At 42.8% G+C, this 23587-nt stretch carries 17 protein-coding genes; all 17 read left to right on the top strand.

All coding sequences use genetic code 11. The features are described from left to right. Window positions 1-4 precede the first annotated feature (4 nt). On the top strand, window positions 5-1969 hold the full coding sequence (locus D2U88_RS00120; RefSeq protein WP_094998944.1) for a heavy metal translocating P-type ATPase: 1965 nt from the start codon (window positions 5-7) through the stop codon (window positions 1967-1969). A 30-nt stretch (window positions 1970-1999) separates the two neighbouring features. Further along, window positions 2000-3112 carry a DUF4238 domain-containing protein gene (locus D2U88_RS00115; protein WP_094998943.1) on the top strand — a complete coding sequence of 371 codons (1113 nt, stop codon included), beginning with the start codon at window positions 2000-2002 and terminating at the stop codon, window positions 3110-3112. A 77-nt stretch (window positions 3113-3189) separates the two neighbouring features. Next, complete coding sequence (locus D2U88_RS00110) at window positions 3190-3609, top strand: HYC_CC_PP family protein (RefSeq protein ID WP_094998942.1); 420 nt, start codon at window positions 3190-3192, stop codon at window positions 3607-3609. A 119-nt stretch (window positions 3610-3728) separates the two neighbouring features. Further along, on the top strand, window positions 3729-7526 hold the full coding sequence (locus D2U88_RS00105) for an efflux RND transporter permease subunit (RefSeq protein WP_119638283.1): 3798 nt from the start codon (window positions 3729-3731) through the stop codon (window positions 7524-7526). Then, window positions 7523-8740: a TolC family protein gene (locus tag D2U88_RS00100; RefSeq protein WP_119638282.1), complete on the top strand. Its 1218-nt coding sequence runs from the start codon at window positions 7523-7525 to the stop codon at window positions 8738-8740. The genes D2U88_RS00105 and D2U88_RS00100 overlap by 4 nt, the downstream gene beginning before the upstream one ends. Window positions 8741-8742: 2 nt before the next feature. Then, a complete protein-coding gene (locus D2U88_RS00095) occupies window positions 8743-11145 on the top strand; it encodes a multicopper oxidase domain-containing protein (RefSeq protein ID WP_119638281.1) in 2403 nt (800 codons plus the stop codon). Window positions 11146-11173: 28 nt separating this feature from the next. Continuing rightward, the gene (locus tag D2U88_RS00090; protein WP_119638280.1) at window positions 11174-11770 is read left to right on the top strand and encodes a DUF3347 domain-containing protein; all 597 of its coding nucleotides are present in this window, start codon (window positions 11174-11176) and stop codon (window positions 11768-11770) included. Beyond that, a complete protein-coding gene (locus tag D2U88_RS00085) occupies window positions 11771-12226 on the top strand; it encodes a heme-binding domain-containing protein (protein WP_119638279.1) in 456 nt (151 codons plus the stop codon). It abuts the gene before it with no gap. Window positions 12227-12299: 73 nt separating this feature from the next. Further along, window positions 12300-14843, top strand: a complete 2544-nt coding sequence (locus tag D2U88_RS00080) for a heavy metal translocating P-type ATPase (RefSeq protein ID WP_119638278.1) — start codon at window positions 12300-12302, stop codon at window positions 14841-14843. A gap of 5 nt (window positions 14844-14848) precedes the next feature. Continuing rightward, a complete protein-coding gene (locus tag D2U88_RS00075; protein WP_119638277.1) occupies window positions 14849-15556 on the top strand; it encodes a PepSY domain-containing protein in 708 nt (235 codons plus the stop codon). Between the two features lie 18 nt (window positions 15557-15574). Continuing rightward, window positions 15575-16057 (top strand): DUF305 domain-containing protein, encoded by a 483-nt coding sequence (locus tag D2U88_RS00070; RefSeq protein ID WP_119638276.1) that lies wholly within the window; start codon window positions 15575-15577, stop codon window positions 16055-16057. A gap of 96 nt (window positions 16058-16153) precedes the next feature. Beyond that, complete coding sequence (locus tag D2U88_RS00065) at window positions 16154-17869, top strand: efflux RND transporter periplasmic adaptor subunit (protein ID WP_119638275.1); 1716 nt, start codon at window positions 16154-16156, stop codon at window positions 17867-17869. Between the two features lie 133 nt (window positions 17870-18002). Further along, window positions 18003-18467: a DUF1572 domain-containing protein gene (locus tag D2U88_RS00060; protein WP_119638274.1), complete on the top strand. Its 465-nt coding sequence runs from the start codon at window positions 18003-18005 to the stop codon at window positions 18465-18467. A gap of 242 nt (window positions 18468-18709) precedes the next feature. Then, the gene (locus tag D2U88_RS00055) at window positions 18710-19336 is read left to right on the top strand and encodes a DUF4304 domain-containing protein (RefSeq protein ID WP_119638273.1); all 627 of its coding nucleotides are present in this window, start codon (window positions 18710-18712) and stop codon (window positions 19334-19336) included. A gap of 358 nt (window positions 19337-19694) precedes the next feature. Beyond that, window positions 19695-20804, top strand: a complete 1110-nt coding sequence (locus D2U88_RS00050) for a Gfo/Idh/MocA family protein (protein ID WP_119638272.1) — start codon at window positions 19695-19697, stop codon at window positions 20802-20804. A 385-nt stretch (window positions 20805-21189) separates the two neighbouring features. Beyond that, window positions 21190-22734, top strand: a complete 1545-nt coding sequence (gene istA, locus D2U88_RS00045) for an IS21 family transposase (protein ID WP_119638271.1) — start codon at window positions 21190-21192, stop codon at window positions 22732-22734. Window positions 22735-22758: 24 nt separating this feature from the next. Then, the gene (istB, locus tag D2U88_RS00040) at window positions 22759-23496 is read left to right on the top strand and encodes an IS21-like element helper ATPase IstB (RefSeq protein ID WP_116186018.1); all 738 of its coding nucleotides are present in this window, start codon (window positions 22759-22761) and stop codon (window positions 23494-23496) included. Window positions 23497-23587: the final 91 nt, after the last annotated feature.

Raw genomic sequence — 23587 nt, 5'->3', positions numbered from 1 at the left:
CACGATGAAGAAAAAACAAAATCTTAGGGATATCGATACCCGGAAACATTCTGGCGAACACAGCCACGATGATGGCCATAACCACAGTAGTCCGGAAAAGGCATCAAAATTTAGAACCTACCTACCTGCTATTTTTAGCTTTGTAATGCTGATTGTGGGTATTGCCATCGATTTTTTCGATGCCTTCCCATCTTTCACGGGTTGGATTCGTATTCTTTGGTATGTTGTAGCCTATATTCCTGTTGGGTTTCCCGTTATTATTGAAGGCTGGAAAAGTATAAAAAACGGCGACTTCTTCACGGAATTTTTCTTGATGTCTATTGCCACTTTGGGGGCTTTTGCCATAGGTGAATATCCCGAAGGTGTGGCCGTGATGTTGTTCTATGCCGTAGGCGAACTGTTCCAGAATGCCGCCGTCAACCGTGCCAAGGGAAACATCAAGGCTTTGCTCGACGTACGCCCCAATGAAGCACTGGTACATCGTGATGGTGACTTTGTTTCAGTTAATCCGGAAACTGTTTTCATTGGCGAGAAAATTCAGGTACGTGTCGGCGAGAAAGTACCGCTTGATGGCATCCTACTTTCGGAAAAAGGCTCGTTTAATACTGCGGCGTTGACCGGAGAAAGCAAACCCGATACCATTGCAAAGAATGAAAAGGTCTTTGCAGGTAGCATCAACCTCGATGGTGTTATCGAAGTGGAAACGACCAAGGAATTCAAGGACAGTTCCATTGCGCGTATTCTCGATATGGTACAAAATGCAACGGCACGAAAATCAAAGACAGAATTGTTTATCCGAAAGTTTGCACGGATTTATACACCTATCGTTGTTTTCCTAGCTATCGGTCTAACATTCTTGCCCTACTTTTTTGTTGATGATTATGTGTTTAGGGATTGGCTGTATAGAGCATTGATATTTCTCGTGATTTCGTGTCCCTGTGCATTGGTCATTTCGATTCCATTGGGTTATTTCGGTGGTTTGGGTGCGGCATCTCGAAACGGGATTCTGTTCAAAGGAGCATCTTTTCTCGATGCAATGACCAAGGTAAATACCGTTGTAATGGACAAAACAGGAACGGTAACCAAGGGGGTATTTAAGATTAAGGAAGTGGTAAACAGCTCGGCTTTTACCGAAGCTGAATTTATGCAGTACCTAATGGCCATGGAAGAACAATCTACCCATCCGATTGCCAAAGCAATTTTGGAATACAAGGCAGACGGTGCGGATTTTGAAGCGACCGAAGTTTCAGAAGTAGCCGGAAAAGGTTTAAAAGGTACGGTCAACGGAAAGACCGTGTTGGTCGGCAACAAGGCTCTGATGACCGCAAACGGAATAGACGTTCCCTCTGAAACCGATAGTATTGTTGAGTCTATCGTCATGGTCGCCAATGACGGAAAATTTGCAGGCTACGTGACCATTGCCGATGAACTGAAGGAAGATGCGCATCAGGCCATAAAGCAAATTAGGGAATCGGGTATTTCCAAGATTATTATGCTCTCCGGCGATAAGGATTCCATAACTCAAAAGACCGCAAAAGAATTGAAAATCGATTGGGCAAAAGGGGGTTTGCTACCAGAAGATAAGCTTAACGAAGTGGAAACGTTGAAAAAGCAACCCAATACCAAAGTTGCATTTATTGGCGACGGCATCAATGATGCACCGGTGCTTGCGGCAAGTGATGTAGGTATCGCAATGGGAGGCTTGGGCAGCGACGTGGCAATAGAAACAGCAGATGTTATCATCCAGACCGACCAACCAAGCAAAATAGCAAGAGCGATTAAAATTGGACGCTCAACGCGTAAGATTGTTTGGCAGAATATTGGTTTGGCATTTGGAGTGAAAGTTATCGTTCTTATTCTCGGCGCAGGTGGTTTAGCAACAATGTGGGAAGCTGTTTTTGCAGATGTTGGGGTTGCATTGCTGGCTATTTTTAATGCGGTGCGGTTGCAGAAAAAGAAGTGGGAATGATATATTATAAAAGAAATACTATATTCCATTATGCCTAAAAATGAACCAATAAAACAGCATTATATCCCTCGCTCCTACCTTAAAAATTTTGGTGTTGAGGGTAAAAACGGAAACTATTTCGTGGATGCCTACAAACTAGAAGACGAATTTCTTTTAGAATACATCAGCACGAAAAGCATCTGCTTCAAAAAAAACCTCTATACTATTCCCAATGCAGAGGTCGATAAGAAATATGCTTTGGAACTTCATTACGCTGAACACGTAGATTCAGAATTTCCAAAGATATATGCTCTGCTGGTAGATGAAAAGACAATAGTTCTGACACCTGAACAAAAAAGACAGGTATTATACGTTTGCCTATCGCTCTACTTCCGCACCCCGAAAGTTCTTAATCATCAGAATGCGTTCACTGACCAGATTTTAGATAGGATGTTGCTCTATGCTGATGCTAATGGCGATGTAAAGTTCTCATTTGAAGAGGAAAAATACGAATTCAATAAAAAAGACATTGATAAAGTTAGACACGAATTCAAAGAGCGCAATAGACTAAAATTCATAGTCAATCATCTGGAAAGATGGAAAGAATTTGTGGACTTCAAATATGATTGCACCATAAATGTACATCAAATAAATGATGCCAATGCGCCATTGATTACTTGCGATAATCCCCTTTCGATACGTGGCATGAATTCAACACGATTCGAAGGTCTGTTCAATCCCGATTCGGTAATAACCTTGCCTTTGGACACAAAATATTATCTGGAAATCTTTCCCAATAATATAGCCGATGGTCAGACAAGAATTAATAGAATGGTTCATGATAGGGATTACGTTTTTACTACGAACGCAATTATCCAGAGTAATGCGGAAAAATTAATAATTGGCAAGCCGGGAACGATTGAAAGACATTTCGAGATTCAATCAAGCTATGAAGAGGATGACAATGCCGAACGATTTGTTGAAAAAGCAAAGTTTAAGCTTGAAGAAATGCAAAAGTTTCACAAACTTTGCGAGACTTCAGGATTTCCTTCAGAAAAAGCGACTGCTCAACTAAAAACAATGTTGGCTCACGAACATTTTAAAAATGAAAATCAACTGCTACAATTAAAACGATTGCTCATTGTTTTGGGTAAATGGAAATAGCGCAGAATGCAGAAACCCTGAAATTAAAGTTCTGTTAATCACAATAAGAACTGTTAAAATTTTGTAATTTTACATCGATGAAAAAGGTTTTCCATAAAATATTATCCGTTTTGATGGCATTTGTGGTGTTGTTCACTACAATGTCGTTTACGGTGGATATGCACTATTGTGGGGACTCTCTGGTCGATTTTAGTCTTTTTACAAAAGCCGAAGGTTGTGGGATGGAAAAAGCACAGCCGGCCAAAAGCTGTGAAAATCCTTCGATGACCGAAAAATCTTGTTGTACCGACCAACAGATTGTCAAGGAAGGACAAGACGATCTAAAAACTTCATTCAACAAACTGACATTCGAGCAACAGACTTTCGTTGCCACATTTTTCTACACCTATATCAATCTCTTTGAAGGACTTGATGAAAACATCGTTCCCTTCAAGGATTACTCACCCCCCTTTATTGAACGGGACGTGCAGACCCTGTACGAGACATATTTAATTTGATTTTTAGACAGTAAATTATTTGCCCTTCGGTACTTCCGTTTTGGGCTCGTTTTGTTGTGTTCTATTTTCAGAATGCCGCAAGACAATCCCTTTGTATAACTGTCTAATTATCATCCAATATGCTGAATAAAAGCATAAAATTTCTTATCGAAAACAAGCTAGTTGCAGTTTTGATGCTCGCCCTATTTGTGGGCTGGGGCATCGTCAACGCACCATTTAGTTGGGAAACAGGATTATTGCCCAGCGACCCTGTAGCCGTGGATGCCATACCCGATATCGGCGAAAACCAACAGATTGTTTTTACCAAATGGCAAGGGCGTTCCCCACAGGACATCGAGGATCAGATTACCTATCCGCTTACCACATCCCTGTTAGGGATTCCGGGTGTTAAGACCATCCGCAGTTCCTCGATGTTCGGGTTTTCGAGCATCTATATCATTTTTGAAGAGGATATCGAATTCTACTGGTCGCGTAGCCGCATCCTTGAAAAGCTAAATTCTCTTCCAAGTGGTCTATTGCCCGATGGTGTGAATCCCGCCTTGGGTCCGGATGCTACGGGATTGGGTCAGATTTTCTGGTACACCCTCGAAGGTCGTGATAAAGATGGAAATGTAACGGGCGGATGGGATTTGCAGGAACTTCGCAGCATACAGGACTATTACGTAAAATATGCACTCTCTTCTGCAAGCGGCGTATCGGAAGTGGCATCCATAGGCGGTTATGTTCAGGAATATCAGGTAGATGTTTACCCCGAAAAGATGCGGCAGTATAATATCGGTCTGGCCGATATCGTAAAGGCGGTCAAGGAAAGCAATCAGGATATTGGTGCACAGACCTTGGAAATGAACAAGGCCGAATACCTGGTACGCGGTCTGGGTTATGTAAAATCCATTTCAGATATCGAAAATGCCGTAGTCGATTCCGAAAATTTCACCTCCATCAGAATTAAGGATGTGGGCAATGTCCATTTAGGTCCGGCTACCAGACGTGGGATATTAGACAAAGAAGGTGCCGAAGTTGTAGGCGGTGTGGTTGTCGCTCGCTACGGTGCCAACCCTTTGGAAGTCATCAATAATGTAAAGGAACAGATCAACGAATTAAGTGCGGGACTTCCCTCAAAGGAACTGGCAGACGGTAAAACCTCACAAGTAACCATAGTCCCCTTTTACGACCGTACCGAACTCATTCAGGAAACTTTGGGTACGCTCAACGAGGCCCTGACCTTGGAAATCCTGATTACTATTTTGGTCATTATCATTATGGTTTTCAATCTTCGAGCCTCTATCCTGATTTCTGGACTGCTACCTGTGGCGGTATTAATGGTATTTATCACGATGAAACTTTTTAATGTAGACGCGAACATCGTCGCCCTCTCTGGAATCGCCATTGCCATCGGTACCATGGTCGATGTGGGTGTCATCCTTGCCGAGAATATGATCCGCCATCTGGAAGATGAAGGCTTACGAGTAAATGAAAACGGCAAAGCCTATACCACTAACGAAATCGTCTATAATGCCACCGCCGAAGTTTCGGGCGCTATCGTTACAGCGGTAATGACTACGATAATCAGTTTCCTTCCGGTGTTTACAATGGTAGGTGCCGAGGGAAAATTGTTCCGACCCCTTGCTTTTACCAAAACAATGGCACTCGCTGCGGCATTGGTTATTGCACTGTTTCTTATACCACCTTTTGCGGCAACTTTTTTTAGGGAAAGGAAAATGCGGGAGCGGCTCAAATATGCCATCAATGGAATTTTGATTCTATTGGGATTCACTTCCGTAGTCTTCGGATATTGGATAGGATTGGTACTTGTCGCTTTTGGTGCAGTAGCCTTTCTATCAATGCGTGTTACGCTTTCGCGAAATCGAGCTGGCGAGATTCACGACCAAAGGGAGAGCGTAGCGGTAAAGCAAAAAAATCTCATCAATACGGCTATTGCCACAATCGCAGTTGTATTCCTATTGGCGGAATACTGGCGACCCCTCGGGTTTGACCGTAGCCTGACAATGAACCTAATTTTTGTGGCTGTAAGCTGTTTTGGGGTTCTGGGCATCTTTTCGTTGCTCAGGAAATACTACGACCGTATCTTGAAATGGGCATTGCAAAACAGGTTGTTGTTTCTTGTGATTCCTACTACGCTGCTTGTTCTCGGTTTCTTCATTATGCGCAACACGGGCAAGGAATTTATGCCAGCTCTCAACGAGGGTTCGTTCCTGCTGATGCCTACCTCGCTACCGCACTCAGGTGTAGCCGAAAATAAACGGGTCTTGCAACAATTGGATATGGCGGTGGCCACCATCCCTGAAATCGAGACCGTGGTCGGAAAGGCAGGCCGCACCGAATCCGCGCTTGACCCGGCACCGCTTTCGATGTACGAGAACGTGATTCAGTACAAGTCGGAATATATGCGCAACGCTTCAGGGGAACGGCAACGCTATCGGGTAAACGACGACGGACTTTTTGTATTGAAAAATGATAGGTTCCATATTAATCCGAACAACGAAGTAGAAAACGATGCCAGTTATGAAGCATCCCAATTGCAAACTACCATCACAAGAAACGAATTGATTCCCGATGATGATGGCGAGTACTACCGAAACTGGCGACCTGAAATCCAGAGCCCGGATGATATCTGGAACGAAATCGTCAGGGTCACTAAACTGCCCGGTATTACTTCCGCCCCTAAGTTACAGCCTATCGAAACCCGATTGGTGATGCTGCAAACGGGTATGCGCGCGCCAATGGGCATTAAGGTCAAGGGGCAGGACTTACGGGAAATCGAAGCTTTCGGCTTGGAACTTGAAGAAATATTGAAACAGGCCGAAGGTGTAAAAGAACAGGCCGTATTTGCCGACCGTATCGTGGGCAAACCCTATCTGTTGGTGGATATCAAACGGGAACAGTTGGCGCGTTACGGGGTTTCGATTATGGACGTACAGGAAATCCTGCAAGTAGCCGTAGGTGGGATGCCCCTGACCCAAACAGTCGAAGGTAGGGAACGCTACGCCGTTAGGGTACGCTACCCACGAGAGCTGCGTGATAATCCGACCGACCTAAAGAATATCTACGTTCCCGTGGAAAAAGGAAGCCCCGTTCCCCTTGGCGAACTCGTGGACATCCGGTATGAGCAAGGTCCGCAGGTCATCAAAAGTGAGGACACCTTTTTGGTCGGCTATGTTTTATTTGACAAGCTGGACGGCTTTGCCGAAGTGGATGTGGTGGAAAATGCCCAGGCCTTGATTCAAGAAAAGATAGACAGCGGCGAACTGACCGTACCCAAAGGCATCAGCTACAAGTTTACGGGCACCTATGAAAACCAGTTGCGTGCAGAGAAAACCCTGTCCATCGTGGTTCCGCTATGCTTGATTATCATATTTCTCATTCTATACTTTCAGTTTAAATCGGTCACCACCTCATTGATGGTATTTACCGCCATTGCCGTAGCATTTGCAGGTGGCTTTGTGATGATTTGGCTCTATGGACAAGACTGGTTTCTCAATTTCAATTTGTTCGGTGAGAACCTTCGCGAGTTGTTCAATATCAAAACTATCAACCTGAGCGTTGCGGTCTGGGTCGGATTCATCGCACTCTTTGGTATTGCTACCGATGACGGTGTGGTGATGGCAACCTATCTCGACCAATCTTTCGATAAGGAAAAACCGAATGACAAACCGGGCATTCGTCAAGCTACCCGTGAAGCGGCAGGCAAGCGTATCCGTCCCTGTTTGATGACGACCGTAACGACCGTTCTTGCCTTGTTGCCAGTGCTAACATCCACCGGAAAGGGAAGCGATATAATGATTCCAATGGCCATTCCCATTGTGGGTGGGATGCTCATTGATGTAACCTCATATTTCCTGTTGCCCGTACTATATAGCTGGCGGGAAGAATACCAACTTAAACGAGCGAGCAAATGAAAAATGTAAAAATCATCATCGGATTATTGCTTGTTTCTTTTTACGCGGAAGCGCAAGAGCTTCAATCTTATATACAGGAAGCAGAAGCGAACAATCCAGATATTCAGGCTTACGAGCTGCGGTACAATATCGCCGAAGAAAAAGTGAACGAAGTCAATACGCTACCTAATACTGTGGTAAGCGCAGGATACTTTGTAAGCGAACCCGAAACCCGAACGGGTGCGCAACGGGCACGATTTTCGATTTCGCAGATGTTGCCGTGGTTCGGTACGATAACGGCACGGGAAAACTATGCCAGCTCAATGGCGGAAACCGAGTTTGTTGAAATTGCCATTGCCAAACGAAAACTGGCACTTTCGGTCGCCCAATCCTACTATCAACTATATGCCATCAATGCGAAACAGGATGTACTGGACGAAAACATCCAACTACTACAAACTTACGAACGGTTGGCATTGACCTCTGTGGAAGTGGGCAAGGCTTCCGCAGTTGATGTTCTACGGTTGCAGATTCGCCAGAACGAACTGCAACAACAAAAAGAGGTCTTGCAGGAGGAGTATTTGGCGGAACAGGTCAGCTTCAACAATCTTTTGAACCGAAAGGAAAGCATTGCCGTTGAAATCGTCCCAGAAATGACCATCCCAACGGAAGACCCGATATACAGCGATGAAGGATTGGCGCTTAATCCCGAACTGCTCAAATATGATAGACTTTACGAGTCCATTGAACAATCCGAATTGCTGAACCAAAAGGAAAGTGCCCCGAACATCGGTTTTGGATTGGACTATGTACCCGTTTCCGAACGTCCCGATATGACCTTTAGCGACAACGGCAAGGATATCGTGATGCCAATGGTATCGCTGTCCATACCTATTTTCAACAACCGCTATTCATCGGTTTCCAAACAGAACGAACTGAGACAACTGGAAATCGAATCACAAAAAACAGAGCGTTTGAATGTACTTGAAACCGCTTTCGCGAAAGCAAAATCACAGCGCAATCAAGCCCGTATTCAGTTCAATACCCAAGAAAAGAGTTTAATGCAGGCTAACGATGCCGAGGAAATATTAATAAAGAATTATGAAACGGGAACCATCGATTTTAACGATGTGCTGGACATTCAGGAATTGCAACTGAAATTTCAGATGAACCAAATCGAATCCATAAAGATGTATTACGTGCAATCAGCACTTTTAAACTATTTAATAAATTAAAAATGAAAATATTACAAATCACCACCCTATTGCTGTTTTCTTCTACTGTATTTGCTCAAGTAGGCACAAACGGTGCGGACAGAAATGAAGAAGGTAGACCTGTCAAGGAGTATAACTTAACCATTGAAGAAAATGAAATGACGCTCGCTGGTGTAACAGCAAAAGGAATGACCATCAATGGTAGTATTCCTGGACCAGTCTTGGAATTCACCGAGGGCGACCTCGCCATTATCAATGTTACCAATAAAATGGATGTGGAAACCTCTGTACATTGGCACGGGTTGATATTACCCAATTTTTACGATGGCGTTCCCTATTTGACCACGCCACCTATTAAACCAGGAACAACTTTTCAATACAGAATCCCAATCAACCAATCAGGCACCTACTGGTACCATTCCCACACGATGCTACAGGAGCAAAGCGGTGTTTATGGGTCTATTATTATTCACCCAAAAGAAAAAACTCTGGAATATGACAAGGATTTGGTTGTGGTACTCTCTGACTGGACCAACGAAAAACCAATGAACGTACTGCGAAACCTTAAGCGCGGGAATGAGTGGTATCAGGTCAAAAAAGGTACGGCGGTTCCTTTGGGCAGGGTTATCAAGGAAGGCGCATTTGGTGCACAACTGAAATTTTGGAGAGACCGTATGGAAGGAGCAGATATAGCCGACATCTATTATCCGGCATTTCTGACCAATGGAAAATCATTGGCCGAGTATCCCGAATTCAAAACAGGCGAAAAAGTACGGCTTCGCTTTATCAATGCATCCGCCTCTACCTATTACTGGATGGATTTTGGCGGTGGCAACCCTATGGTCGTTGCGTGCGATGGTATTGATGTGGAACCTGTACCTAAAAGCCGTTTCCTTTTTGGTATTGCCGAAACCTATGATGTTATCGTAACCATCCCTGAAGGTACTTTGGAAGTTACCGCCACCGCTCAAGACGGTTCTGGTAGCACCTCGTTGCGCTTGGGACAGGGAAGCCTGTATCCAGCAAAAAGAATTGAGAGACCGGACAAGGTTGCAATGATGAAACAAATGGCCAAAATGGATATGAAGATGGGCGCCCCTGCAATGGTGGGTAACAAAAAGAAAAAAACACCCGAGTTTTTGAAGGAAAATTACGGGATGAAAATGGATATGAAAGATGGCCAGATGAATATGGGAATGCAAGACAAAATGTCAATGAATAAAGGCGAAATGGGCGACAATATGAAGATGGACGACCATAAGCAAATGAAGATGGATAAAAAGATGGACGGTATGGCAGGAATGAAAAAAGATTCAATGCCAATGAAATCTACCGAACCTTCGCATATGATGGGAGGCCATATGGGGCACGATATGCCTATGATGCAAAAAGACACTTCCTCTTTTGATTACGATACCCGTAAAACCTATTTCAACTATGATTTCTTAAAAGCGAAGGAAAATACCACCTACAAGGCTGATTTGCCCGTAAACGACATTCTATTAAACCTGACCGGAAATATGCAACGCTATGTGTGGAGTATTAACGGTGTGCCACTTTCAGAAACGGATAAGATTAAAATCAGGGGTGGTGAAGTAACCCGCATTACCCTTAACAACCTAACGATGATGCACCACCCGATGCACCTTCACGGGCATTATTTTAGGGTAATCAATGAAAATGGTGAGCGCTCGCCGTTGAAACACACCGTCAATGTGCCACCGATGCAGAAAGTGGTTATCGAGTTCTATAACGAGGAGTATGGCGATTGGTTCTTTCACTGCCACATCCTGTACCATATGATGGGCGGTATGGCTCGCGTATTCAGCTATGATACCCCAAGGGATGAAAGGATGAAAAACTTTCCCTTTCAAAAACTGATTGACGAAACAGACCATTACTATTCTTGGGGATTGTTGCGTGCAGGCTCAAACTTTAATGAACTATTTCTGATGTCAAGCAATATTCGGAATGAATTTGGTTTAAGAGCAGAGTTCGATTATAACAAAAACCTTGAAGCCGAAGTAAACTATAATAGGTATCTCAATGATTGGGTGCGCCTCTATGTAGGAGTAAATACCGAAACTTCTACACCCGACTCGTATGACACCTTTAATACAGTAGGTTTGGTGGGTTTAAAATACTTTACTCCGTACCGCTTCAATGTAGATGTGAGTATGGACCACCAACTAAGGCCAAGAATTCGTCTGGACCGGGAATTCTTGATTTTTCCGAGAATTTTTCTGGAAGGTGAATACGAATACCGGGCAGACTTTGGTTGGGTGAACGATATAGGCGATACATCCTATCAGGGCGAAACGCAATGGTTGGTGGGAACCTCTTATATCCTATCCCGAAATTTTTCAATACAAGCAAATTACAATAACCGATATGGCTGGGGTGGCGGTCTTTTAGCCCGATTTTAACAAAGTAACAATTTAAAACAAACACAAAATGAAAACAGTAAAGAGAACGATAGGTACAATGGCACTTGCTACCGTAGTGATGGTAACAGTTTCCTGCAAGGACGGAAATAAGAACGAACCCGCCAAGCCAATGAGCAATGAAATACATCAAGAAAAGATGGATGATAAGGAAGATATGGCTATGGATAACAGCCAAGATGCCAAGGCAGAAGCGATATTGAAGGACTATTTCAACTTGAAGGACGCTTTGGTCAACGATGACAATTCCAAAGCAAAGGAACTGGGCAACACCTTGGCACAATCGCTAAAATCCTTTGATGCATCGAGCTACTCGGACAGCGAGCAGAACGAACTAAACGATATCATTGAGGATGCCACCGAACACGCCGAGCATATTGGCGAGAGCAATATAGCCCACCAACGCGAGCATTTTAAAACGCTTAGCAAGGATATGACCGATATGGTGGCGATAACGGGAACTTCAATGACCATTTATGAGCAGTACTGCCCAATGTACGATAACAATAAAGGCGGTGCTTGGCTAAGTATGAATGAAGAAATCAGAAACCCCTATTTCGGTGCCCAAATGCTAAAATGTGGTAAGGTGCAACGTGAAATCAACTAAGTGAAAATAGTAAAAATCATAGCGTGGATAGCATTGGTTGCCTTTGTGGTCATCCAGTTTTTTCCTGTGGACTATAACCAGAGTGAAACCGTACCACAAACCGATTTTATGCTCGTGAACAATGTACCTGCAACGGTAGAACAATCGTTGCAGGTTTCCTGCTATGATTGCCATAGCAATAATACCGATTATCCTTGGTACAGCAAGGTACAACCCTCTTCTTGGTACTTGGAACATCATATCAAAGAAGGAAAGGCAGAGCTGAATTTCAACGAATGGGGCAACCTTTCCGACCGAAGGAAAAATAGCAAATTACGGTCTATCATAAACCAGATTGAGGATGGGGAAATGCCTTTGGACAGTTACACGCTAATTCATCGGGATGCAATTTTTTCTGAGGCGAACAAAACAGCAGTAATTGACTATATAAATAAACTAAAAGATAGCTTGGAATAAAGTCCTGCTGCGGGAAGGGTAGTATGATGGTTCGTAGTAACCCTTTCCGTAACAGACACAAATTAGTAAAGTAATGAAACACACCTATCACATACACGGAATGACCTGTAACGGTTGCAGAACCCACGTCGAGAAAACGCTCTCTAAAGTGGACGGTGTAATTGATGTATTGGTCGATTTGGAAAAATCTGAAGCGGTCATTGAAATGGAATCGCATATTCCTATCGAATCATTTCAGGAAGCTCTAAAGCAAGATGGTGGTTCGTATAGCATTCACAAACCGGGCAAACATCATCACAAGGATGATTCGGCTAAAGTTAATACTGAGCATAGTCGAAGTACGAAAGCGAAAAAGCAAAAACCAAAAGGCAAGGGAACCGGAACGTTCTACTGCCCGATGCACTGTGAAGGCGATAAAACTTATGACAAGCCAGGCGATTGCCCTGTCTGTGGAATGGATTTGGTGGAAGAGCAAAGCTTTTCCGCCAGTTCCCGCAGCGAACAATGGACGTGCCCAATGCATCCTGAAATTGTAAAGGATGAACCGGGAAGCTGCCCCATTTGTGGGATGGACTTGGTACCGATGAAGCCAGATTTGTCCGCAGAGGAAAAAACCTATAAAAAACTGCTCAAAAAGTTCTGGATAGCCACGGCCTTTACACTGCCTATTTTCATCATTGCGATGTCCGAAATGGTCAGCAACAATCCGCTATACGATATTTTGGAACTGAAATACTGGAACTGGATTCAGTTTGCACTTTCCCTACCCGTGGTGTTCTATGCCACTTGGATGTTCTTCGAGCGTGCTTATCGAAGCATAAAAACGTGGAACCTCAATATGTTCACGCTCATTGGCATCGGTGCTGGTGTAGCTTGGTTGTTTAGTGTATTCGGGATGCTGATGCCGGACTTTTTCCCAGACCAGTTCAAGACCGAAGCGGGCACCGTACACGTGTATTTTGAAGCGGCCACGGTCATTCTCACGTTAGTTTTACTTGGCCAACTATTGGAAGCCCAAGCCCATAGCAAGACAAATTCCGCGGTCAAGGAACTTTTAAAACTGGCGCCAAATAAGGCAGTTAAAGTCGTGGATGGTGAGGAACAGGAAGTGGCCATCGACCAAATTGAATTGGGCGATATTCTTCGGGTAAAACCGGGCGATAAAATTCCCGTTGATGGTGTTATCACCGAAGGCGAAACATCCATCGATGAATCGATGATAACGGGCGAACCCATTCCAGTCAACAAGTCAACCGATGATAAAGTCAGTAGCGGAACTATCAACGGCAACCAGTCTTTCCTTATGAAAGCGGAAAAGGTAGGTTCCGACACTTTGCTTTCACAAATCATCCAAATGGTCAATGATGCCAGTCGTAGCCGTGCGCCTATCCAAAAACTGGCCGATACCGTTTCAGGTTACTTTGTGTCCATCGTGGTCATCATCGCCGTAATCACTTTTGGGATTTGGGCAATTTGGGGACCAGAACCAGCTTATGTGTACGCCTTGGTCAATGCCATTGCCGTTTTGATTATCGCCTGTCCCTGTGCATTGGGATTGGCAACACCGATGTCCGTGATGGTCGGTGTGGGTAAGGGTGCACAAAATGGGGTGCTCATCAAGAATGCAGAGGCACTTGAAAAAATGGATAAGGTAGATACCCTTATCGTGGATAAAACGGGAACGATTACCGAAGGAAAACCCACGGTGGAAAAAATGGGGTCTTTTGATAAGGGTTTCAGCGATAGCGAAGTACTGCAATACATTGTTTCCCTGAATAATCAAAGTGAGCATCCCCTTGCGGAAGCCACCATCAAATACGGCAAAGAACAAAAAGCTGATTTCTTAAAAGCCGACGGGTTCAATGCCGTAACCGGTAAAGGTGTTGAAGGTAATGTAAACGGTAAAAAGGTGGCTTTAGGAAATGCCAAAATGATGGAATATGCAAAGGCGACGCTTTCCAAAGAAATGGAAGAAAAAGCCCAATTCTTCCAAAAGCAGGGCAAAACCGTTTCCTATCTCGCGATTGATGGAAACCTTGTCGGTTATGTAGTAATTGGTGATAAAATTAAGAAAACGAGTGCCAAGGCCATCAAGGAATTACAGGACAAGGGAATCGATGTGATTATGCTCACGGGCGACAACTACGATACGGCAAAGGCCGTGGCGAACGAACTCAATCTTGCGGACTTTCAGGCGGGAATGCTTCCCGAAAACAAGCTGCAGGAAGTTGAAAAACTACAAGAAAACGGAAAAGTCGTTGCTATGGCGGGTGACGGTATCAACGATGCACCGGCTTTGGCAAAAAGCGATGTGGGTATCGCAATGGGAACGGGTACCGATGTAGCCATAGAAAGTGCATCCATTACCTTGGTAAAGGGCGATTTGCACGGTATCGTTAAAGCGCGAAACCTTAGCGATGTGGTAATGCGAAACATTAAGCAGAACCTATTTTTTGCGATGATTTACAACACCTTGGGAATACCCATTGCTGCGGGATTGCTATATCCATTTTTCGGGATTTTACTTTCCCCAATGATAGCTGCCTTGGCGATGAGCTTCAGTTCGGTTTCGGTCATAGCCAATTCCCTTAGGCTTAAAAGTTCAAACATTGATTAAATGATATGGTAAAAAGGAAAACAGCGATTAAAATTAGAAAGGCACACCGCTACCTGGGCATCTTCTTGGGCATCCAGTTCTTGATGTGGACGATAAGCGGTATGTATTTCAGTTGGACGGACATTGACGAAATACACGGTGACCAGTTTCGGCAAGACCCGATAGAGGCATCTGCTTTTACAAGTTTGATAAGTCCATCCGAGGTAAATCTTGAAGAAGCGATAGTTTCAGTAGAACTTAGGGAAATTGATGGTAAGCCGTTCTACTGGATTAATGACAAAAAGCTTTTTGATGCCAAGATAGGCAAAGAAAAGAAAGCGATTTCAGAAAATGAAGCCCTTAAAATCGCTGAACGGAATATGCTACCAGAACTTCAAGTGAAAGGCATAGAACGCATCGAGCAAGTGGGTAGCCATAGTGAGTATCGTGGCAGACCGCTTCCGGCCTATGTCATAAGTTATGAAACGCCTGAAAATATCAAGGCCTATGTTTCGGAAAAAGATGGGGCGTTTCAAACGCTACGCCATCGGGATTGGCGCTGGTTCGATTTTCTGTGGATGACCCATACGATGGACTATGAAAGTCGGGACGATTTCAACACTATTGTTCTACGTGCCTTTTCCCTACTGGGATTGATAACCGTATTGAGCGGATTTTCGCTATGGTACATCAGCTCACCCACAATCGGAAAAATAAAAAAGAGAATCAAATAACACTGAAAATTCAAAAAAATGGAAAATTCTAAAGAACACGAAAACAAAGGAAACTACAAAACCTTCTTCATTATGCTCGGTTGCTCATTTGTAGCAATGTACATCACGATGTATCTCAACACCTATGAATTCGACCACGTACGGTTCAGTTTAACGCGTTTTTATATGGTTTGTTTAGGTATTTCTACAATGGCTGTGATTATGTGGTTCTTTATGCGCAAAATGTATACAGACAAGAAAAAAAACATGGCCATTTTATTGGGTAGTTTGATTCTATTTTTGGGAGCATTGTTTTTGGTTCGCGACCAAAAATCTACTGTAGGCGATGTTCTATGGATGAAAGCGATGATACCCCACCATTCTATAGCAATTTTGACCAGTGAACGTGCGAATATCAAAGATCCAGAGGTTAAAAAACTAGCCGAAGAAATCATTAGTGCCCAGCGTAGGGAAATTGCCGAAATGAAAGAAATGATTGAACGATTACAGAACGAAAAATAACAATCTATGAAATGAGCCATAACAAATCTTGATTTTTACTGAGATTATTAATGGCGAATTACATCTGACCTATGAAAAACAATAAGAAATAAACAGATGAATAAGAATATCATATATATCGCTATTGCTGTCGTTGTCGGACTGCTTGGTGGTTGGCTCATTTTCGGTGGCTCGTCAGAAGAATCTATGACAGATAAACACGACCATTCCACAGAAGCGGAAGGTCAGATGTGGACCTGCTCTATGCATCCTCAGATTATGCAACCCGAACCGGGCGACTGCCCTATTTGCGGGATGGATTTAATTCCTGCGGAATCGGGTGCTGACGGACTGGCAATGAACGAGATTAAGATGACCAAGAATGCAATGGCATTGGCTAACATCCAAACATCCATTGTGAGAACCGCTTCTATAGAAGATGAGAATATAATTTCCCTTTCGGGAAAAATCAAGATGAACGAGGAAGAGAATGCAGTCCAGGCCAGTTATTTCGATGGTAGGATTGAACGCCTCAACGTCAACTTTGAAGGTCAGGAAGTACGAAAAGGGCAATTGCTCGCTACCATCTACGCGCCCAGTCTTATCGCGGCACAGCAAGAATTGATTACAGCGGCATCGCTCAAAGAATCGCAACCCTCGCTATACAATGCCGTACGCAACAAACTGAAACTTTGGAAACTTTCGGAATCCCAAATTAATAGTATTGAGGAATCAGGAAAAGTCAAAGAGAACTTTCCGATTTACGCAACTGTATCGGGCACGGTTTCAGATAAGATGGCTGCCGAAGGCGACTATGTAAAACAGGGGCAACCTATTGTAAAGGTGAGTAACCTGAATTCGGTATGGGCGGAATTTGATGCTTACGAGAACCAGATTTCAGATTTTAAAAAAGGACAAAAAATAGAGGTAACGACCAATGCCTATCCGAATAAGGAATTTGACGCAATAATTTCATTCATAGCCCCTATGTTAAATACCCAAACACGAACCGTAACGGTGAGGGCCAATCTCAAAAATAGCAGTGGTTTGCTAAAACCGGGAATGTTTGTTACGGGTAAAGTTGAAGGAAAAACGGCAAATATAAAATCACACCTGACCATACCCGCAAGTGCAGTAATGTGGACGGGTGAACGGTCTTTGGTGTACATCAAGACCAATCCCAACGAGCCTGTTTTTGAAATGAGGGAAGTAACCCTGAGCAATCGAAATGGTGATGTGTTTACAGTTACCTCTGGTTTGAAAAATGGTGATGAGATTGTTACCAATGGTACGTTTTCCGTGGACGCTGCCGCTCAACTACAGGGTAAGAAATCAATGATGAATCAAAGTGCTGAAGAAAATAAAAAAATGATGGCAATGGAACTATCACTTTCAACTTCTTTTCAAGAACAGTTTGTGAAAGCTTTGCCCTCATACCTTGAACTCAAAGATGCGTTGGTAGCCAGTGATGCTGAAAAAGTTTCCGCTTTCGCGAAAGCAACTTCCGAAAAAATGAAGGCGATAACTCAAACAAACCTAGACAAGATGCTTAAATCCCATCTATCCAAAAGTATAGAAATGTTGGATGCCATAGCAAGTAATTCCGATTTGGAAAACCAACGTAGTCATTTCGTTATACTCAATGAAAACTTGGTCGCAATAGTAATGAACCTCGAAGGTTTGGATGATACTCTTTACGTTCAAAAATGTCCAATGGCCAATGACAATGAGGGTGCAGTATGGCTAAGTTTAGAAGAAGAAATCCGTAATCCCTATTATGGTGATGCTATGTTAACCTGTGGAAGTGTGATTGATTCCTTGCCATATCATTAAAGTTCAAAAAAAGGATTTTCTGCCCGTCTAAGATTTAGTAGTTTTATACAAGAGAGATATTCGTTATTACGGATATCCAATTGTTGTAAGCAATTTGAGAAAACCGCCTAAAATATAAAGGTGTTAAGATAAAATGAAATTAAACGAATACTTAGCTAACCGACTAAAGGAAATTTTTACTGAAGGAAAATGGGTTTTAGGTACAAATTTCAAAGAACAAATAATTGACCTTGATTGGAAACAAGCAACTCAAAAAATAGATGACTTTAACACTATTGCTGATTTGACTTTTCACATTGATTACCATATAGCTGGCGTGAAAAAAGTTCTAAAAGGCGGAACACTCGATATACGAGACAAATATAGTTTTGATTACTCACCCATAAAATCTGAACAAGATTGGCAAAATTTAGTGAGTAAGTTTTGTCTTGACGCAGATGAATTTATCGAACTTGTTGAAAATATGTCAGAAGAAAAAATATTGTCGGACTTTGTAGATAAACAATATGGGAATTATTGCCGGAATATTGACGCTATGATTGAACACTCATATTATCATCTCGGACAAATAATACTCATTAAAAAACGAATTAAATAAAAACTGCTTACAATACCGGCTATAATTCATTGCTGCATTTTCGCTAAATTTAAACCCAATAACCATTAACAGGGCCCGATTTCTCCCGGACAAATCCTGCCGGATTTTTCCGCAACGAAATCATAGCCCAACCGTTGAAAGTTCAAAAAAAGGATTTTCTGCCCGTCTAAGATTTAGTAGTTTTATACAAGAGAGATATTCGTTATTACGGATATCAAATTGTTCTCAGCAATGAATGAAAAATGAAGACCAAAGCAGAAATAAAATTTAATGAAATAGTAAAATCTTGTTTTCACGAAAGATTAAAACCTTTGAAGTTCAAAAAAAAGGCAAACAACTTCTATCGTGACTTAGGCGAAATTGGACAAATAATTAACATTCAAAAGAGTATGTTTCGGTCTAAAGAAAATATTTCATTTACAGCTAATATTGGTATATTCTCTCCAATCTATTGGGATTCCGAATATAATTTTAAAGTAGACCCTGAACCTCCAGCATACCCAACTGAACCAGTTTCAATAATTAGGACTCGAATTGGAAGGTTTATAGATGGAAAAGACAAATGGTGGGATTTAGATGAAAGAGCAAATGTTGGAAACATTAAATCAGAGTTGACTGAAACGCTTGAAAACAAAATTTTACCATATTTCGAGAAGATAAAAAGTAATGAAAGCCTCATAAAATTCATAGAAACTGAATATCAGAATTATAATTCAACCTATGTGAAATTTGTGATGTATGGTGAATTGGGAATGAAAGATAAATTAGAACAGATATACCCGATTTTGATAAATGAATGCACGAAACATCAATTAAGTCATATCAAAGAAAGAGCGAGTAAATATGGTATTCAAAAAGAACACAGCTGAGAACAATGTGTAAAATGTTCATAGTGGCTAAACGCCACTACGCCATTTACACTAACCGTTGAAAGTTCATAAAAAGGATTTTCTGCCAATTCTAACTTATTATGGACTATCCATTACTATTGTTTTCATTTTTTATTCAGTTATAATAATCAGTGCGTAGAATGAATGGTTTAAGGTAAAGTATCATATTAGTTAGTGTATTTAGATAGTCCATTAAATCTTTAAATTTATTTTTCCGAAAGTTTTAATTTGATTTAAATTCTAGCAGTGCTACTCAGGGCAAACTTAAAGGCTTGTATCTTTTCACGGTTTGGGTACCACTAACTTATCATCATCAGAAACTATAAAAAAGACATAAATGAGGAAAAAAATAGTATTCTTAATAAGCTTATTTCTATTAAATACAATCCTTTATGGTCAAAATACTGATCAAGCTTTAAGGGTGGGCATCATAGGCTTAACACATACCCACGTGCATTGGATTTTTGGTAGTGAGCCGCGTGGCGACATTGAAATTGTCGGTATAGTAGAGTCCAATAAGGAGCTTGCTCAACGTTACGCGGATGAACATAATTTTTCAATGGATTTGGTGTATACTTCTTTAGACGAAATGCTGGATAAAGTAAAACCAGAAGCGGTAACCGCATTTGGTACTATTTACGAACATTTACAGGTGGTTGAGGCGGCTGCGCCAAGAGGCATCCATGTAATGGTAGAGAAACCACTAGCGGTTAGTGTAGATCACGCTACAAAAATGAAGGCCTTGGCAGAAGAATACAAAATTCACCTTTTAACCAATTATGAAACAACTTGGTATCCTACAACTCATAAAGCATATGAAATAGTTAAGAACAAAAATAAAATTGGTGCTATTAGAAAGATAATGGTTCATGACGGTCATAAAGGACCAAAAAAGATTGGTGTTAACGAGGAATTTTTAGATTGGTTAACAGATCCCATTCAAAATGGTGGTGGTGCAGAAGTGGATTTTGGTTGTTATGGGGTTAATATTTTATCGTGGTTTATGGACGGTAAACGGCCTAATAGCGTAACCGCTATCTCTCAACAACTGCAACCCGAAAATAACCCCAAAGTAAATGATGAATCTATTATACTGTTACAGTATGATGATGCGGTAGCGGTAATACAAGGCTCTTGGAATTGGCCTATCGGAAGAAAAGACATGGAGATTTATGGAACGGTTGGAGCGGTATATGCAGATAATAGGCATGACCTGCGCTTGAGAATTTCTGAAGGTTACGATGGTTACCAAGAAGAGGTGATGAAACTAGAAGAAAGAAAAGCGCCTTATGATGACCCTTTTTCACTACTGGCAGCAGTTATAAGAGAAGAAATTACACTGAATGAATTTGATCTAAACTCGCTTGAAAACAATATGCTAGTTGTGGAAATACTAGATGCAGCTAAAAAAAGTGCAGAAACGAAAAAAACCATTTTCCTTAAATAATTGGTAGAAGATATGTTGTTATAAAAAATAAAATGTTACTACGTAATCTTTTATTATTTAATAGAGAATCAAATGTCCAAAGTTAGCGTTTAAAGAGGTCCAATGGATTTTCCGAAACATCTTACATAAAAGTTCAAAAAAGGGATTAATTAATCTTCTTAAAGTAAGTTTTGAATAGGTATCAAGTGGTACATTTATCTGTTATCGTTTGGGGCTAAAGTCTTTCTTTATTGGAAACGCCGGACATAGTATACCACCCTCGCCGGGTTAAAGTGACCATAGCTGGCCGGACGAAAGTGACCCACCCCCGCCGGGCCAAAGTGACCCACCTTTAGATTAGATCTATCTGTAAAAAGTCTAAGTGCTTTTTTTGTTAAAAAGCACCATGGCGAACAAGCAGATAGACATGCGAAAAACAAAACTGATTTACAAACTGTACACCTCCGGTACGAGCAAGCGTGGGATAAGCCAACAATTGGGCATATCCCGTGTCACGGTCAGGAAGTACATCGAATTCTTCAGGCGGTACCGTTTTACCGCCTACGAAGTGGAGAAGATGACCCTAGAGGAACTCCACAACCTTTTTAAGGACGGGCAAAAGCGCAAGAGCCAACGTTTGCTGACCTTAAGGCAGTACTTTCCCTATTTTGACAAAGAGCTTCGCAAGACCGGGGTGACCAGACAATTGTTATGGGAAGAATATTATGCCAAGCACCCCGATGGCTTCAAGCTCTCACAGTTCAAGTATTGGTACGCCGAATGGCGCAAGGAGACCTCTCCGGTAATGCACATGGAGCACAAGGCCGGCGACAAGCTCTTTATAGACTTCACGGGAAAGAAACTCCATATTGTTGACAGGGACACCGGTGAACTGAAGGAACTGGAGGTGTTCGTGTGTATACTCGGTAGCAGCCAATACACTTATGTAGAGGCCTGTGCAAGCCAAAAACTGGAGGACTTCATCCGCTGCACCGAGAACGCACTATGGTTCTACGGCGGCGTACCAAAGGCCTTGGTGCCGGACAACCTTAAGTCGGCGGTTACCAAGAGCAGCCGTTACGAGCCCAAGGTCAACGAGGTGTTCGCCGACTTTGCCGAACACTACGAAACGGCAGTACTGCCCACACGTACCTATAGGCCAAGGGACAAGGCCATAGTGGAGAACGCCGTGAAGATAATCTACACCAGGGTGTTCGCCCCTTTACGGAACCAGGTCTTCCATAGCATGACCGATATCAACATCGCGATAAGGGAACTGTTGGAAAAACACAACGCAATGTCGTTCAGGGGAAGGGAATATTCCAGGTGTTCGCTTTTTATGGAGATCGAGAAGGACGAACTGATGCCGTTACCGGCGAAACGCTATGAGGTAAAACGCTATGCCCAGGCCACCGTACACAAGAACAGCCATGTTTATTTTGGGAAGGACAAGCATTATTACAGCGTGCCCTACAGGCATATAGGCAAACAGGTCAAGCTGGTCTATACCGACAGTATCGTCGAGATCTACCATAAGCACGAAAGGTTCGCCGTACATACAAGGAACAGGAAGAAATACGGCTATACCACCTTGGCCGACCATATGCCCTCGCACCATCGTTTCATAAGCGAGTGGAGCAGTGAAAAGTTCATCGATTGGGCAAGCGATATCGGCGGACACTGTAAAGGGTACATCATTGCCATCCTGGAGAAGAAGCAACACCCGGAACAATCCTATAAGTCCTGTCTGGGCGTGCTCCACCTTGCCAAAAAGTACGGAAGGGAACGTCTTGACGGTGCCTGTAGGCGTGCCGCGGAATATGGTGCGTACAATTACAATATGGTCGAGCGCATCCTGAAAAAGGGGTGGGACCAGATCGATGAAGGTATCGACGGGGACATGGAAATGCCCGAGCACAACAACATAAGGGGAGGAAAATACTACGAATAGGAACAATACTTAAAAACAGAACATATGAACGAAAAAACAATGCAATCGATGAAAGAAATGAGGCTCTATGGAATGCACAGGGCCTTCACCACAACAATGGAAACCGGCGGTCCGTCCACCGGTTACACCAACGATGAACTGATCGCCTATCTCGTCCAGAGCGAATGGGACGACCGTCACAACCGTAGGATAGAGCGATTGACCAAGTCCGCAAGGTTCAGGTATACGGCCGTCATGGAAGCTATAGACTACCGACCGTCGCGCCAACTGGACAAGAACCTGGTCCGGCGGCTCGGTTCCTGCGGGTTCATCCAAAAAAGGGAGAACATACTTATTACCGGTAGTACCGGCGTGGGCAAAAGTTACCTGGCATCGGCCATCGGCCACCAGGCCTGTTCCATGGGGTCAAAAACGATGTACTTCAATACTGCGAAGCTCTTTACCCTGCTCAAGACATCAAAGGCAGACGGTTCCTATCCAAAACAGATAAACAAACTTGAAAAACAGGACTTGCTCATCTTGGATGACTTCGGCCTTAAACCATTGGACAACATCAATAGGCATGCACTTATGGAGATCATCGAGGACAGGCACGGCAAAAAATCCACTATAATAGCATCACAATTGCCCGTATCAAAGTGGCACGACATTATCGGGGAGAAAACACTGGCCGATGCCATCCTCGACCGTTTGGTGCATACAGCCCACAGAATAGATATAAAAGGAGAATCAATGAGAAGAAAATTGAAAAATAAAAACTAAGTTTAACCCAAGGATAGATCAAATCTGGGCAGTCCATTTGCCATGGTCAGTTTCATCCGGCGAAGGTGGGTCAGTTTACCCGGCTTATCCA

Source organism: Flagellimonas aequoris, from assembly GCF_003584165.1.
Lineage (GTDB): Bacteria > Bacteroidota > Bacteroidia > Flavobacteriales > Flavobacteriaceae > Flagellimonas > Flagellimonas aequoris.
The sequence above is the reverse complement of the archived record's forward strand: the minus strand, read 5'-3'. Positions and strand labels throughout refer to the sequence as shown.

Coding starts and splice junctions, on each gene's coding strand:
- D2U88_RS00075 (WP_119638277.1), top strand. CDS start 14,849: ATGGTAAAAAGGAAAACAGCGATTAAAATTAGAAAGGCACACCGCTAC.
- D2U88_RS00055 (WP_119638273.1), top strand. CDS start 18,710: ATGAAGACCAAAGCAGAAATAAAATTTAATGAAATAGTAAAATCTTGT.
- D2U88_RS00070 (WP_119638276.1), top strand. CDS start 15,575: ATGGAAAATTCTAAAGAACACGAAAACAAAGGAAACTACAAAACCTTC.
- D2U88_RS00115 (WP_094998943.1), top strand. CDS start 2,000: ATGCCTAAAAATGAACCAATAAAACAGCATTATATCCCTCGCTCCTAC.
- D2U88_RS00060 (WP_119638274.1), top strand. CDS start 18,003: ATGAAATTAAACGAATACTTAGCTAACCGACTAAAGGAAATTTTTACT.
- D2U88_RS00090 (WP_119638280.1), top strand. CDS start 11,174: ATGAAAACAGTAAAGAGAACGATAGGTACAATGGCACTTGCTACCGTA.
- D2U88_RS00120 (WP_094998944.1), top strand. CDS start 5: ATGAAGAAAAAACAAAATCTTAGGGATATCGATACCCGGAAACATTCT.
- istA (WP_119638271.1), top strand. CDS start 21,190: ATGGCGAACAAGCAGATAGACATGCGAAAAACAAAACTGATTTACAAA.
- D2U88_RS00050 (WP_119638272.1), top strand. CDS start 19,695: ATGAGGAAAAAAATAGTATTCTTAATAAGCTTATTTCTATTAAATACA.
- D2U88_RS00095 (WP_119638281.1), top strand. CDS start 8,743: ATGAAAATATTACAAATCACCACCCTATTGCTGTTTTCTTCTACTGTA.
- D2U88_RS00105 (WP_119638283.1), top strand. CDS start 3,729: ATGCTGAATAAAAGCATAAAATTTCTTATCGAAAACAAGCTAGTTGCA.
- D2U88_RS00065 (WP_119638275.1), top strand. CDS start 16,154: ATGAATAAGAATATCATATATATCGCTATTGCTGTCGTTGTCGGACTG.
- D2U88_RS00110 (WP_094998942.1), top strand. CDS start 3,190: ATGAAAAAGGTTTTCCATAAAATATTATCCGTTTTGATGGCATTTGTG.
- D2U88_RS00100 (WP_119638282.1), top strand. CDS start 7,523: ATGAAAAATGTAAAAATCATCATCGGATTATTGCTTGTTTCTTTTTAC.
- D2U88_RS00080 (WP_119638278.1), top strand. CDS start 12,300: ATGAAACACACCTATCACATACACGGAATGACCTGTAACGGTTGCAGA.
- istB (WP_116186018.1), top strand. CDS start 22,759: ATGAACGAAAAAACAATGCAATCGATGAAAGAAATGAGGCTCTATGGA.